This is a genomic window from Streptococcus sp. bf_0095 (assembly GCF_004166885.1).
Lineage (GTDB): Bacteria > Bacillota > Bacilli > Lactobacillales > Streptococcaceae > Streptococcus.
In genome coordinates this window covers 136,975-150,110 of sequence record NZ_RCYU01000003.1, presented here as the reverse complement: position 1 = coordinate 150,110, position 13,136 = coordinate 136,975, and the positions used below count along the sequence as shown (strand labels likewise).

The following is a 13,136-nucleotide window of genomic DNA, read 5'->3' as shown; positions in this document are numbered from 1 at the left end:
TTTCTATATGGTTGCATTTTTCAGCTATGTGGGTGGAGAATCTCTTAATTCAGAAGTATACATCTCCAAATTAAACGAAAACGAACAACCATCAAAAAAACCATCGCCAACAGGCGATGGTTTCTGTATTTCTTTGATTAGCCTAAGGACTTGACATAAGCATCTACTGCTACAATCGCTTGAGCAATATCAGATGCTTGTACCTTGAATGGCATTTGGTGAATGGTTTCTCCTTCAATGGTTGCTTGTTGGCCAACCTTGAGAAGATCTTCGTAGCTTGCATTTTCAAGATGCATTTCTTTCAGAGTCGTTGGCATGCCAATTTGTTGATAGAAATGAATGTATTTGTTCAATTCTTCTTTTGGACGGTTTTCCAAGAACAATTGAACCAAGGTTCCATAGGCTACTTTTTCACCGTGAGTCAAATGGTGGATATCCCCAGTAAGGGCCGTAAAGCCATTATGGATGGCATGAGCTGCTGCCAAGCCACCACTTTCAAACCCAATCCCACTGAGAAGGGTATTGGCTTCGATGATGTTTTCTAATGCAGGCGTCACCACTTTAGCTTCACAAGCAGCCACGGCTTGGAGACCATCAGCAAATAAGATTTCTTCACAACGTTGCGCAATCGCCACACCAGCTAGAGTTTGGTGTTTGCCTAGCATGGTTTTTCCGTTGGCTTGCATTACCGCACGCGCTTCGACCCAAGTAGCTAGTCCATCTGCGATACCAGAAGCAAGCAAACGTTTTGGTGCTTGAGAGATGACTTTACTATCTACCAAGACCAATTCTGGGTTTTTAGAATAGAAGATATAGCGAGCAAAGGCACCTTCATCCGTATAAATAACAGACAAGGCTGAAACCGGAGCATCTGTAGATGCAATAGTCGGAGCAATGACAACTGGTGATTTTAAAAGATCAGCAATGGCTTTTGCACTGTCGATGGTCTTTCCTCCACCAAGTCCGATGACTAAGTCACAGCCATTTTCTTCTGCCAGACTGACCACACGATTGATTTCATTATCAGAAGCTTCACCGTTGAAGAACACTGGCAAGACTGTAAAGCCATACCGAAGGAGATACTTTTCAAAACGTTCCCCTACGATATCATAGACTACTGAATCACAGAGTAAAACGGGATGACTCCCCAGTTCTAAAATAGGTTTTGCATTTTCAAATAAAGCATTTTCACCTTGAATGTAACGGGATGGGCTGGCAAAATTTCTCATACACTCCTCCTTTATCAAATTGTATTCTTATGATGAACAGCTGACCAATCTGCCTCGAAGTCATCTACTGCTTTTGGAATAGAAGGCATTCCAAAAGCTGCTTCAAAGACATCTGCCCCTGCCGTAATTGCTTGTGTTCCTTCTTTAAATGCTCGATTAACTTGAGCCACATTTTTAAAGGAAGCTGCTAGAATTTTGCTTGATGAATGATTACGCTCTATGGCACTCGCTAACTGAGAAATAACCTGAGCTGAATCAATGTTTAAGTTTTCCATACGATTGTAATAAGGTGCTAAATAGTCGGCTCCTGCTTCAATAGCTAACAGTCCTTGAAAAACAGTATAGATTGCTGTTGCAGTAATTTTGTAACCCTCTGCTTTTAACACTTTAATTGCAGCAAGTCCTTCAGGTGTTACTGGAACTTTAATATAGGTATTTTCATCGCATTGTTCTCGAATTTCGGCCGCATCTTTTAAAATTCCTTCATAATCTTTTGCGACAACTTGAACATGGATGGAAGGAGATCCTCCGATGATTTCCCGCACCTTATGGATACGATCAAAAAAATCAATGTTCCCTTCTTTTTTAGCAATTGTTGGGTTCGAAGTTACCCCAGCAAGGGGTAACACTCGTGCCCACTTTTTTATCTCATCTAAATTTAAAGTATCAAGCATAAATTCCATATACATACCTCTTTACTATAGAGTATGCTCTGTCCGTCCAATAATATCATCTTGTGTTGCTCTTGATAGTACATTGAAGAAGGCTGAGTAGCCAGCAACACGTACAATTAAGTCACGGTGTTTTTCCGGATGTTTTTGAGCATCTAACAACGTTTCTCTAGAAACCACATTGTATTGAATATGGTATCCATGTAGACGATTAAAGAACGTACGGAGTAAAGCAATAAGTTTTAATTTATCTTCTTCTTTGGATAAAGTTTGTGGGTTTACTTTTTGGTTCAGTAAAACACCACCAACAATTTCATCTGTTGGCAATTTAGAGACAGATTTTAGAACAGATGTTGGGCCATGTTGGTCCATATTGTGGGATGGAGAGCATCCTTCTGCAAGTGGAGTCCCGGCATTACGACCGTCCGGAGTGGCTAATGTTCCACGACCTTGTCCTACATTGGCTGAAATAGAAGATGTACCTGAGTAACGAATTCCTCCGATTGGCCCACGTCCATATCGAGTATTTGGATATTTAGCAATTTCATCCACATAAATATCGTATGCTTCTCGAACTAAGCTGTCCGCATAGTCATCATCGTTTCCATACTTCGGTGCATCATGGATAAGCATCTCTTGGATTTCTTTTCCACGTTCGCCCTCGTAATCGGTTTCCAGAGCATGCCATAGCTCTTGTGGCGTTAAGCGTCCTTCTTCGAATACCAGTTTCTTGATTGCTGCAAGTGAATCGGATAAGTTTGCAATACCCACTTGTAAACCAGAAATATAATCGTAGACAGCTCCACCTTCTTTTAGGTGTTTTCCACGTCCAATACAGTCATCTGTCAAAGCTGAACAGAGGATATCTGGCACTTCTCTTTCAAGAGATAGGTCGATAGAGTTTTCTACGATCACACTCATGCGGGTTAAGTGGCGCAAAGTCTTGTCCCAAGCAGTTTGCAATTCATCGAAGCTCTTCATGTCTTTAAAATGACCAAAGCTTGGTGCAAAGCGCTTGCCAGAAGCAGGATCGATTCCGTCATTCATCGTAATGAGCAAAACTTTAGGGAAGTTCATATAACTCATACCTGTACAGCGATATCCCCATTTACCTGGAACAGCTGTTTCTACACAACCAATTGCACTGTAATCATAAGCATCTTCTTCAAGAACACCTTTTGAAATAAAGGATGGAATAATAATCTCATCATTATTGAAAGCAGGCATACCAAATCCGAGCTTCATAACTTCAATACATTCGTTCATGAAGCGGGCATCCAGACCAGCATGATAACGAACAGTTAAGTTTGGTTGAGGAAGGTGAGTTTGAGCAACTGACTTCAACACCAAATAAGACAATGGATTGACGGCATCTTTCTTATCACGTGTTTGACCACCAATCGTAACGTTTTGATAAAGCGGACTACCTGCAGATGAGAAGGTATGTGCTTGACTACGTACTTTGTTAATTGTAATAGTCTTAATCCAAAGGTTAGTCAAGCGTTCAACAATACTCTCTTCAGTTTCCCGTCCACTTTCCAAATCAGCTTTAACGTATGGATACATATATTGGTCAAAACGGCCATATGAAAGTGAGTGTCCATTTGATTCAATCTGAAGAATACATTGGATAAACCAAACAGACTGAACAGCCTCTGCAAATGTACTTGCAGGCTCGTATGGAACTTTCGAGCAAATCTCTGCAATTTCAAGCAATTCCTTCTTACGTTCAGGAGTTGCTGTTTCAGCAAGTTGTTTAGCAAGTTCCACAAATCGTTGAGCATAGGTCTTAACAGCATCAACTACGATAAAGATTGAATCGTAAAAATGGTACTTATCAATGCTAGCTGGATCCGTTAGATCTAGGGCTGCTTTAGCTTGGCGAGCTCTTTCTTCAAAACCTTTCAAGCCATATTGCAATAATTTTTGATAATTGACTGCTAAGTGGGCATCTCCTGAATTCATCTTCCCTTCCATACCGAAGAATCCTGTTTCCATATAGACAGATACTTCTTCAGGTAGAAGAGCGCCAGCTCTTGCACGTAAGTTATTATTTTCCCAGAACGGTGCGATACTACGGAGCTGTTCTTTCGTTTCTTCCGTAATATAGAAGACATCACCATCCCGCTTTTCAAAAAGATCCAATTCCTTCAGAACGAACTCTAAAGTATATTCTGGGAAAATCGGAGCATCTTTATTAGAGGATGCTTGGTTTCCAGCAATCATGGATTCATCCTCAATGTAGATTGTCATATTTTCAAGAATCTCTTTCAACATATAGGCACGTTTAAGAACATTTGGTTGTTCCTTATAACGATCATATGCCTTAGTTGCAAGAACAGCACGTTCAGCATCGATGTAAGGCTTCTTATTTAAGACATCTTCACGATACTTATTCATGCGTTCAGTGAGGCTTCCAAAATATTCTGTTTTAATGCTTGTACTTGCTACTTCTACTTGTTTCATTTTTTCAAAACCTTTCTTTTGAAATTATTTTGTTTTCTTTCGTAACTATAGTAGCATTAAATTTTACGAATTTCAATGAATTATGAATTATACATATAAATTCTATTCTAGTCGCACATCTGTGCATACATGATAAACGCACTATTTTTCAGCTTGTAATTCATTGTTATAGGCAAGATTATCTTGGAATTTGAAGAATGGGAAATATACGACAGTCGAGGTCGCAAGAACTAGCACTTGAACGAAAGCACCTTGCCAACCTCCAACCATAAATCCAGAAATAATGGCTGGTGTACTCCAAGGAAGAGTCACACCTGAGAATGGATGCATAAATCCAATAGCAATTGATGCATAAACAATTATTGCAGCCAAAATTGGAACCAAAATAAATGGAAGGAACATAACTGGGTTCATTACGATCGGAAATCCAAATACGACGGGTTCATTGACATTAAAGATTGCAGGAAATGCTGCAACTTTCCCCAAAGCTTTATACTGTTTTGACTTAGCAGCAAATAGCATGGCAACAACCAACCCAAAGGTTATACCTGATCCAGACAAAATAAGGAAGCTATCTAAGAATTGTTGAGTTACAATGTGGGCACCATTTTCAACGGATAGCTTCCCAGCTGCCAACATTGATTTATTGGCATCTAGGTTAGAAAGTAGCAAGGCTGTTACTACACCGTTGACAACTGATTGGCCATGAACACCAAACCACCACAAGAATGAAATAAAGAAAGCAATCCCAATCGCTCCGTAAAGTGATCCTGTTAGACCTTGAAGAGGAACCTGAATGACATCATAAATCATTTCAATGAAGGTACCGCCGTTTGTCACTACTTTTGATACGATATAGACAATCATTGATAGTAAGAAAATCACGAAAGCAGGAATCATCGCTTCAAATTGTTTGGCAATGGCTTGAGGTACTTGTTCTGGCATTTTTATAACAATGTGTCTTTGGATAAACACAGTATAAATTGCACCAACTACCAGACCAATAATAATGGCCCCGATAATCCCTTGACCACCAAACCATACTTTTGAAATGGCATCGCCAATCGGTTCTCCCTTAGCTGGTACATAAGAAGATTTTAACAAGATAAAGAATGAAGACAGGGACAAAACTCCCGCTGGCAAGGGTTCTACTCCACTGTTTTTAGCATAAGAATACCCAATGGAGAAGCAAGAAATTAAGCCCATGATGGCGAATGTTCCTGAATAAACTTGCATAAATGGCTCTGTCCATGTATCGCCAAATACACTAGCAATAGCCTGATTAAGGCCTTCAAATGGTAATTGTCCAATAATCAGAAACAAACTACCAACTACCGTTAATGGAAGGATCGCTAACATCCCATCTTTAAGAGCAATAATTCCTTTCATGTTTACAAAACGCATGATTGGAGCGATAATTTTCTGAGAATTAAAATTAGACATGGGAAGCCTCCTTATTTTTCTCCTAGCAATTCTAGAGCTAGATTTAGTACCTTCTTACCATCTAACATCCCATAATCCGCCATAGGAATGACAGCAATAGGGATATGGTTTGCCTCACAAATCGCTTTTGATTTATCCAAAGTATAAGCTACTTGAGGCCCTAACAAAGCGACATCTATTTCTGGGGCAAAATCTGCTAATTTCGCTTGAGAATATGCCTCAATTTCAGCATCAATACCTAATTCCTGAGCCGCTACCTTCATATTATTTACCAACATTCCTGTTGAAAATCCTGCCGCACAAAACAATCCAATTTTCATCATCTTTTCCTCCTTATTGTTTCGCTGAAAGTTCTTTTCGTAAGTCAATCATTTCTTTAATCAAGTTAATCTCTGTGATTGAAGTCATTAAGTGATCTTGTGAGTGCACAAACAAAGCTGTAATCTCTGTCTTTGTCCCACTTGCTTCCTGGGCTAAAAATTGGGTTTGCAAGTTATGCGCTTCTAGCAATGCTGCATCTGCTTTTGCAATTTCGCCTTCAGAAGATGTAAAATCACCTTCCTTAGCATATGATAAAGCTTGGTAAACATGCTGTTTAGCATCACCCGCATTTAAAATTAAGCCCATAATAATTTGGTCTGCAACAATTATTTCCATGTGCACTACACTCCTTTGTCAATCTAATGAAAGCGCTTTTTCTATTGTCAATATACCATTTATATTTTTGCCGGTCAATAAAAAACTACAACATTTGATTATTGTTTTTAGTTTTTGCACATTTGTGCTATTTAACTCAAAAAAATAAGGACTGCATCCTCGCTGTCCTATTTTTTAGTAAATTGCTGATCACCATCTAATTCTAAAACTTTTAAGATCGTCGCTTCATCTGTGACTAAATGATTGATATAGTTGGCTTTCAAAACCGATAAAATTGCTTTTGCTTTTTGATCACCGTAGGCTAACGAGATGGTATTCGGAACCTTTCTCAATTCCTCCAATGTGATAGATATTGTTCTTTCCTGTAATTCAGGATAAACGGGGATACCTTCTTGATCAAAGAAACGACAGCAGACTTCTCCTACAGCATGTTCCGACTCCAATTTCTTAAAATCATTTGTTGTTAGCATATCAAACCACTGAGGATTCTTGCTATCTGCATGGCCACCAATCCCTACAGCAGCAACATCCAAACAACGCCAACTAGCTTTCAAGTCCTCGAAATACTTAGAAGATAAGATGCCTTCCGTTACCTCAGAATTTTCTTGAATGACACTCGCGTTTATAAAATGACATTCTCCATGAAATTTACTCGCCATACTGTAGATTAGAGTATTGACATGGTAGCGAGCATGGATATGACTGGGACCTCCAGCTAGGGGATAAAATTGAACACCATCCAAACGCTTAGTTCCAACTTGTTCCACCATTAATCTGAGAGACTTGCCCCATGAAAAACCAACTGTCATTCCATCTTCAATCAAATTACGAAGCATGACCGCACTTGCTTGCGCCAGTCGCTTTTCAAGGCTTTCTCGAGGTTCATCAACTAGATTCGGTATAATCTCAATAGCTTTTAAGCCATATTTTTGTTTGATATAATTTTCTAAATGGAAGAGGCGAGTATCAAAGTTTTCGATTTCAATTTTTACTACGCCCTCTTTCTTAGCTTCTGCTAGCATTCTGCTGACAGTTGTACGGTAGATTCCAGTTTCTGCTGCGATTTGCGATTGACTTTTGTCTTCAACATAGTATAGATAGGCTAATTTAGCAAGTAACTTTTTCCGTTCATCTTTCAATTGGCTTCTCCTTCTTATACTAAGGTTAAAATCGTTTGCGAATCCTCAAGTTTTTCTTTCGCTTCTTGAGATATATTCTTATCTGTTATGACTCTCGAAACTTGTGAAAGTGCAAATCGTCTGACAGTTCCACATTTCCCAAATTTACTTGAATCTGTTAAGACAATCACTTCTTTAGAAACATCAGACATAGCTTGAACAACTTCACTTCTCATCATATCTTTCCCAGTAAAGCCAAGTTCGTCATCATATCCGTCTACCCCTACAAAAGCAAAGGGAACTCTAAACGAGCGGATTAATTCTTTCAAAAGCGGACCTACAGTCACTCTCGATTCTTTTTGAAATTCACCACCAAGTAGGATGATTTTACAAGAATCATATTCCTGAATATAATCTGCAATAAAGTAAGAATTTGTCACAATCTTGACATTCTTTTTTGTTTGGCAAATTTCTTCTGCTAGCAAGGCACATGTAGAGCCCGATTCAATCAAAACCGTGTCGTTATCCTTAATTAATTTAGCAGCTTCCCTGGCTATTCTTTTCTTGGTATCATATTGAAAGGACAATCGAACATTGATATCATCTCCACTATTTAAAACAGCATAGCCGTGTTCTCTATGCAATAATCCTTTGGATTCTAGCTTGTCCAAATCCTTTCGAATGGTCACTTTAGAGACTTGTAATTTCTCAGACAAGCTATTAACATCAATCTTTTCAAATTCCGATACTAATTTCAATATTTCATCTAAACGTTGCATTGTTTTTACCTCTTCTCTATTTTAGCAAATTTTCGAGTGAATTCAAAACAAAATAAACTTTCGTTCGTAATTGAATTAGTTTCTTAAATAATGTATAATGGACTTACTAGATTGATAGGAGAGCAAAAATATGGAACAAAATCGTGGCATAATCTTTAATATCCAACACTTTAGTATCCATGATGGCCCTGGAATCCGAACTACTGTATTTCTAAAAGGATGTCCCCTGCGTTGTCCATGGTGCTCCAATCCTGAATCCCAGCGTGCAAATCCTGAAAAAATGTTGGATGCTGTTACTAAAAAGGAAACCATCACAGGAGAAGAAAAAACAGTTACAGAAATCATAGATGATGTCTTAAAAGACGTTGACTTCTACGAAGAATCTGGTGGTGGCCTTACCCTGTCTGGTGGAGAAATCTTCGCTCAATTTGAATTTGCCAAAGCAATCTTAAAAGCTGCGAAAGAAGTTGGACTTCATACTGCAATCGAAACGACAGCTTTTGTTGAACATGAGAAATTTGTCGATCTCATTCAGTATGTTGATTTTATTTATACAGACCTTAAACATTACAATACACTTAAACATAAGAAGGTTGTCGGAGTCAACAATCATCTGATTATTAAAAATATTCATTATGCCTTTGCTCAAAACAAAACAATCGTTTTACGTATCCCAGTCATCCCTAATTTCAACGACTCTTTAAATGATGCTGAAGAATTTGCTTCTCTTTTTAATTCTCTCGATATCGATGAAGTACAACTTCTCCCATTTCACCAGTTTGGAGAAAACAAATACAAGCTTTTAGGACGTCGCTATGAAATGGAAGGAATAAAAGCCCTGCATCCAGAAGATTTATATGACTACCAGCAAGTTTTTTTAGATCATGACATTCACTGTTATTTCTAATCCACTCAAAAATCCCCAAAGCTAGTTTCAGTAGATTGAAACTTGGCTTTGGGGATTTCTTATTCTTTCACGAGCATCGAGAAAATCATTGCTTAATTGAAGTCGAGACTACTTCCTTTGAAAAAATGATAAATCACTATCACAAAATTGAACTCGCCCTAAAAGCGTCGAGAAAAAGAGAGATTGACTGGTGGACATGGCCCACATAGTCAATCTCCTATTTTCTTCTCGCTTTTTTTACGGGCTTAGTATCTTAGACTACCAAATGATCACGCGGTCTTCTGGTGCACGCCACATGCCGTCACCTTCTCTGACATCAAAGGTTTCAAAGAATTCATCAAAGTTTGGTAACTGAACATTGGTACGGAGTTTTCCTGGTGCGTGGACATCGACACTTGCGAGAAGTTGCATGTACTCTGTCCGAGCTTTCATGCGCCAGATGCGGGCAAAGTTGGTGAAGAACTCTTCTGCTGAGAAATCTTCCTCTTTCTTAGCCGCTTCAAGGGCTGCAGCGATCCCTCCGAGGTCTGCCACGTTTTCAGAAACGGTCAATTTCCCGTTAATCTTGGCACCGTATGAGTCTTGACCTTCGAACTGATCGATAACTTTTTGCGTGCGAGCAGTAAAGGCTTCATAATCTTCTGGCTTCCACCAGTCTTTCAAGCTACCGTGCTCGTCAAAGGAAGCACCATTGGTGTCAAAGGCGTGGGAGATTTCATGGGCAATGACTGCACCGATTCCGCCGTAGTTGGCTGATGACGATTGGTGAAGGTCATAGAATGGTGCTTGCAGAATTGCTGCCGGGAAGACGATTTGGTTTTGTTGCGGATCATAGTAGGCATTGACCATATTAGCTGGCATATGCCACTCGCTTCGATCGACTGGTTGGTTCCACTTACTCCAGACATGCTCGATGGAAATTTGAGCCAATTTTTGAGCATTTTCCACCAAGGTCTTGCTCTCGTCGATGATCTTTTTGGCGTATGTTTCAGGTAACTTTTCAGGGTAACCGATATGTGGTGTGATGACATTGAGTTTGACAATGGCTTTTTCGCGAGTCTCAGGAGCGAGCCAGTCTGCTTTTTCTAAGCGATCCTTATAGACCTCAATCATGGTCGCTACTTTATGCTCTACGTCTGCTTTCGCTTCTGGTGAGAATTTTTCTCCTGCATACCAAAGGCCAAGTGCTTGGCTATAAGGTCCTTCTGCCAAAGCCAGAGCTGCTTTTTCTTTCGGACGTGCTTCTGGTGTCCCTGTAATCGTACGGCTATACTCACCAGATAAGACACGGATTTCTTCAGTCAAGAAAGACGTCCAAGAAAGAGCTGCACTGAGTTTCAACTTGGCATGAAGGGTTTCCCAGTTGGCTGCTGAGTAGAATTTTGGCGCAAATTCCTTCCAGAAGCGCTCTTCTGGAACAATGATAGTATCTGGCGTTTGCCCGATCACTTCTGTAAAGAAGGTATCGAGTGGCAATTCTGGAACCAAGGCCTTGAAATCTGCCCACTCATAAGGATGGTAGAGTTTGTTGTACTCGGATTTTTCTTCGTTTGACAAGACATATTTGGCCAATTCTGCATCGGCCGCAATCACCTTATCCAGGATATCTTTGATTTCTTCCTCTGAGAAATCAAATTTTGCCAAGAGCTTTTCAACCATTTGACGCCAAACAGCCAATAACTCTGGGCCTTTTTCATTGCCTTCTTCATAGTAGGTCGTATCAGGCAAGATCAAACCGAGTGCTTCTCCCCACAAGACATTCATTTGGGCATTCATAAAGTCTGGTGACACGCTAAATGGCATGAGATTTGGTTTGCCAGCTAGCTCATAGGTCCCCAACTTACTGGTATAGTCTTCAAAAGAAGACAAGGCCTTGATTTCATTGATCAAGGGCATAGCTGGAGCCACACCAGCTGCTTCTCGCGCATCAAAATCTGCCACCATCTTGTGGTATTTGACAAAGTTTTGGAGAATACTGTCTTCTGGCAGCTCTTCTCCTCGTTGCCATTTTCCGGTAATATCCAACATCAAGTTTTCGATCTCTTGGATCAAGTCCATAAAACCACCGGTTGACGGTTTGTCATCTGGAATCACAGCTGTCTCAGCCCATTTCCCGTTGACGTAATCATAAAAATCATCTTGTAAACGTACCATGATCTTCTCACTTTCAATCTTTTGTAATAACCTTATCAAAAATAGGTCTATTTTTCAATGATTACAAGTGAGTTAATCTAAATTATTTAAAAAAATTAACTTGACTTAATTTTTTAATTTATGTATATTAATGGTAAAGGAGAAAAATCATGATTCAAATTGAACATCTAAGTGTTGCTTACCAGCAAACACTGGCCTTGGAGAATCTTTCTCTCACCATCCAGGGTCCAACCATCCTAGGAATTCTTGGACCCAACGGAGCTGGAAAATCAACCTTGATCAAGGCTATGCTAGGACTTCTCCCTCATTCGGGAAAAGTCCTACTCGATCAAAAAGATCTCGACCAAGTTCTTCAACGAGTGGCCTACGTCGAACAAAAGACAGCTATTGATTTCCACTTCCCCATCACGGTGCGAGAGTGTGTCTCACTGGGCCTCTACCCCCATCTTTCTATCTTCAAGCGAAAAAGCAAAGAGGATCTCCAAAAGGTGGAAGATGCCTTAAAACTTGTCAATCTCCTTGATCTCGCGGATCGCCAGATTGGCCAACTCTCGGGAGGGCAATTCCAACGGGTCCTAATCGCCCGCTGCTTGGTCCAAGAAGCAGATGTCATCTTTTTGGATGAGCCCTTCGCTGGAATTGACTCTGTTAGCGAGGACATCATCATGCAGACACTCCAAACCCTGAAAAAGGAAGGCAAGACCATCCTGATCGTCCATCACGATCTCAGCAAGGTTCCAGCTTACTTTGACCAAGTCCTCCTCCTTCATCGCAAACTGATTGCTTTTGGGAAAACAGAGGAAACCTTTACCAAAGAGAATCTGCATGCAGCCTACGGGCATGAACTCTTTATAGGAGGTGAAATCAGATGATTGCAGAATTTATCGATGGATTACAACAATTTCATTTCCTCCAAAACGCTCTCATTACAGCTATTGCCATCGGGATCGTCGCCGGTGCGGTCGGATGTTTCATCATTCTGCGAGGCTTGTCTCTCATGGGGGACGCTATTTCGCACGCAGTCCTTCCAGGGGTGGCTTTGTCCTTTATCTTAGGTATCAACTTTTTTATTGGCGCCATCATCTTTGGCCTCTTAGCTTCCATCCTGATCACCTATATCAAGAGCAACTCCATCATCAAGAGCGACACTGCGATTGGGATTACCTTTTCTTCTTTCCTCGCCTTAGGGGTCATCTTGATTGGAGTCGCTAAAAGTTCCACTGACCTCTTCCACATCCTCTTTGGGAATATCTTGGCCGTGCAAGACCAGGATATGTGGATGACCATTGGTATTGGTGTGGCTGTCTTACTGGCGATTTGCCTGCTCTTTCGACCCTTGCTACTTACTTCCTTCGACCCTGTCCTCGCTCAATCCATGGGCGTTCGGGTCAAGGTCTATCACTACCTTCTCATGGTGCTCTTGACCTTGGTTTCTGTCACTGCTATGCAGAGTGTCGGGACCATTCTCATCGTCGCCATGCTCATCACACCTGCTGCGACGGCCTATCTCTATGCCAATAGCCTCTGGTCCATGATGCTCCTTTCATCCGGATTAGGTGCTCTTGCATCCATCCTAGGACTTTTTATTGGTTATAGCTTCAACATCGCTGTCGGATCTTGTATTGTCATCACTTCTGCCGTCTTCTTTCTCATTAGCTTCTTTATCGCTCCCAAGCAGAGAAAGAACAGACATTCCCCTTCGTACTAAGATT

The 13,136-nt window shown here is 40.5% G+C and carries 12 protein-coding genes; 3 read left to right on the top strand and 9 right to left on the bottom strand.

Features of this window, described 5'->3' with window-relative positions:
- Positions 1 to 137: 137 nt before the first annotated feature.
- The 8 genes from EAI95_RS08260 to EAI95_RS08225 form a co-directional block, all read right to left on the bottom strand.
- Positions 138 to 1,229, bottom strand: a complete 1,092-nt coding sequence (locus EAI95_RS08260) for a glycerol dehydrogenase (protein WP_006596970.1) — start codon at positions 1,227 to 1,229, stop codon at positions 138 to 140.
- Between the two features lie 14 nt (positions 1,230 to 1,243).
- The gene (locus EAI95_RS08255; protein WP_006595058.1) at positions 1,244 to 1,912 is read right to left on the bottom strand and encodes a fructose-6-phosphate aldolase; all 669 of its coding nucleotides are present in this window, start codon (positions 1,910 to 1,912) and stop codon (positions 1,244 to 1,246) included.
- A 15-nt stretch (positions 1,913 to 1,927) separates the two neighbouring features.
- Positions 1,928 to 4,366 (bottom strand): glycyl radical protein, encoded by a 2,439-nt coding sequence (locus tag EAI95_RS08250; RefSeq protein WP_006596971.1) that lies wholly within the window; start codon positions 4,364 to 4,366, stop codon positions 1,928 to 1,930.
- Positions 4,367 to 4,507: 141 nt separating this feature from the next.
- Complete coding sequence (locus EAI95_RS08245; RefSeq protein WP_006595060.1) at positions 4,508 to 5,809, bottom strand: PTS sugar transporter subunit IIC; 1,302 nt, start codon at positions 5,807 to 5,809, stop codon at positions 4,508 to 4,510.
- An 11-nt stretch (positions 5,810 to 5,820) separates the two neighbouring features.
- Positions 5,821 to 6,132: a PTS sugar transporter subunit IIB gene (locus tag EAI95_RS08240; protein ID WP_006595061.1), complete on the bottom strand. Its 312-nt coding sequence runs from the start codon at positions 6,130 to 6,132 to the stop codon at positions 5,821 to 5,823.
- 10 nt (positions 6,133 to 6,142) lie between these two features.
- Positions 6,143 to 6,466, bottom strand: a complete 324-nt coding sequence (locus EAI95_RS08235; RefSeq protein WP_006595062.1) for a PTS lactose/cellobiose transporter subunit IIA — start codon at positions 6,464 to 6,466, stop codon at positions 6,143 to 6,145.
- Between the two features lie 167 nt (positions 6,467 to 6,633).
- The gene (locus tag EAI95_RS08230; protein ID WP_023022130.1) at positions 6,634 to 7,605 is read right to left on the bottom strand and encodes a sugar-binding transcriptional regulator; all 972 of its coding nucleotides are present in this window, start codon (positions 7,603 to 7,605) and stop codon (positions 6,634 to 6,636) included.
- 14 nt (positions 7,606 to 7,619) lie between these two features.
- The gene (locus tag EAI95_RS08225; protein WP_048717589.1) at positions 7,620 to 8,363 is read right to left on the bottom strand and encodes a DeoR/GlpR family DNA-binding transcription regulator; all 744 of its coding nucleotides are present in this window, start codon (positions 8,361 to 8,363) and stop codon (positions 7,620 to 7,622) included.
- Positions 8,364 to 8,493: 130 nt separating this feature from the next.
- Here EAI95_RS08225 and EAI95_RS08220 point away from each other — a divergent pair, with 130 nt between their 5' ends.
- Positions 8,494 to 9,270, top strand: a complete 777-nt coding sequence (locus EAI95_RS08220; protein ID WP_006595065.1) for a glycyl-radical enzyme activating protein — start codon at positions 8,494 to 8,496, stop codon at positions 9,268 to 9,270.
- A 258-nt stretch (positions 9,271 to 9,528) separates the two neighbouring features.
- Here the strand turns inward: EAI95_RS08220 and EAI95_RS08215 are convergent, their stop codons facing one another.
- Positions 9,529 to 11,424: a M13-type metalloendopeptidase gene (locus tag EAI95_RS08215; RefSeq protein ID WP_048788742.1), complete on the bottom strand. Its 1,896-nt coding sequence runs from the start codon at positions 11,422 to 11,424 to the stop codon at positions 9,529 to 9,531.
- Positions 11,425 to 11,573: 149 nt separating this feature from the next.
- Here EAI95_RS08215 and EAI95_RS08210 point away from each other — a divergent pair, with 149 nt between their 5' ends.
- Both EAI95_RS08210 and EAI95_RS08205 read left to right on the top strand, forming a co-directional pair.
- Positions 11,574 to 12,296, top strand: a complete 723-nt coding sequence (locus EAI95_RS08210) for a metal ABC transporter ATP-binding protein (protein ID WP_048788741.1) — start codon at positions 11,574 to 11,576, stop codon at positions 12,294 to 12,296.
- Positions 12,293 to 13,132, top strand: a complete 840-nt coding sequence (locus EAI95_RS08205) for a metal ABC transporter permease (RefSeq protein ID WP_009732123.1) — start codon at positions 12,293 to 12,295, stop codon at positions 13,130 to 13,132. The genes EAI95_RS08210 and EAI95_RS08205 overlap by 4 nt, the downstream gene beginning before the upstream one ends.
- The last annotated feature ends 4 nt before the right edge of the window (positions 13,133 to 13,136 follow it).

Excerpts from the sequence above, each read along its gene's own strand:
- EAI95_RS08260 (WP_006596970.1), bottom strand. The coding sequence starts at position 1,229 with ATGAGAAATTTTGCCAGCCCATCCCGTTACATTCAAGGTGAAAATGCT.
- EAI95_RS08255 (WP_006595058.1), bottom strand. The coding sequence starts at position 1,912 with ATGGAATTTATGCTTGATACTTTAAATTTAGATGAGATAAAAAAGTGG.
- EAI95_RS08250 (WP_006596971.1), bottom strand. The coding sequence starts at position 4,366 with ATGAAACAAGTAGAAGTAGCAAGTACAAGCATTAAAACAGAATATTTT.
- EAI95_RS08245 (WP_006595060.1), bottom strand. The coding sequence starts at position 5,809 with ATGTCTAATTTTAATTCTCAGAAAATTATCGCTCCAATCATGCGTTTT.
- EAI95_RS08240 (WP_006595061.1), bottom strand. The coding sequence starts at position 6,132 with ATGATGAAAATTGGATTGTTTTGTGCGGCAGGATTTTCAACAGGAATG.
- EAI95_RS08235 (WP_006595062.1), bottom strand. The coding sequence starts at position 6,466 with ATGGAAATAATTGTTGCAGACCAAATTATTATGGGCTTAATTTTAAAT.
- EAI95_RS08225 (WP_048717589.1), bottom strand. The coding sequence starts at position 8,363 with ATGCAACGTTTAGATGAAATATTGAAATTAGTATCGGAATTTGAAAAG.
- EAI95_RS08220 (WP_006595065.1), top strand. The coding sequence starts at position 8,494 with ATGGAACAAAATCGTGGCATAATCTTTAATATCCAACACTTTAGTATC.
- EAI95_RS08215 (WP_048788742.1), bottom strand. The coding sequence starts at position 11,424 with ATGGTACGTTTACAAGATGATTTTTATGATTACGTCAACGGGAAATGG.
- EAI95_RS08210 (WP_048788741.1), top strand. The coding sequence starts at position 11,574 with ATGATTCAAATTGAACATCTAAGTGTTGCTTACCAGCAAACACTGGCC.
- EAI95_RS08205 (WP_009732123.1), top strand. The coding sequence starts at position 12,293 with ATGATTGCAGAATTTATCGATGGATTACAACAATTTCATTTCCTCCAA.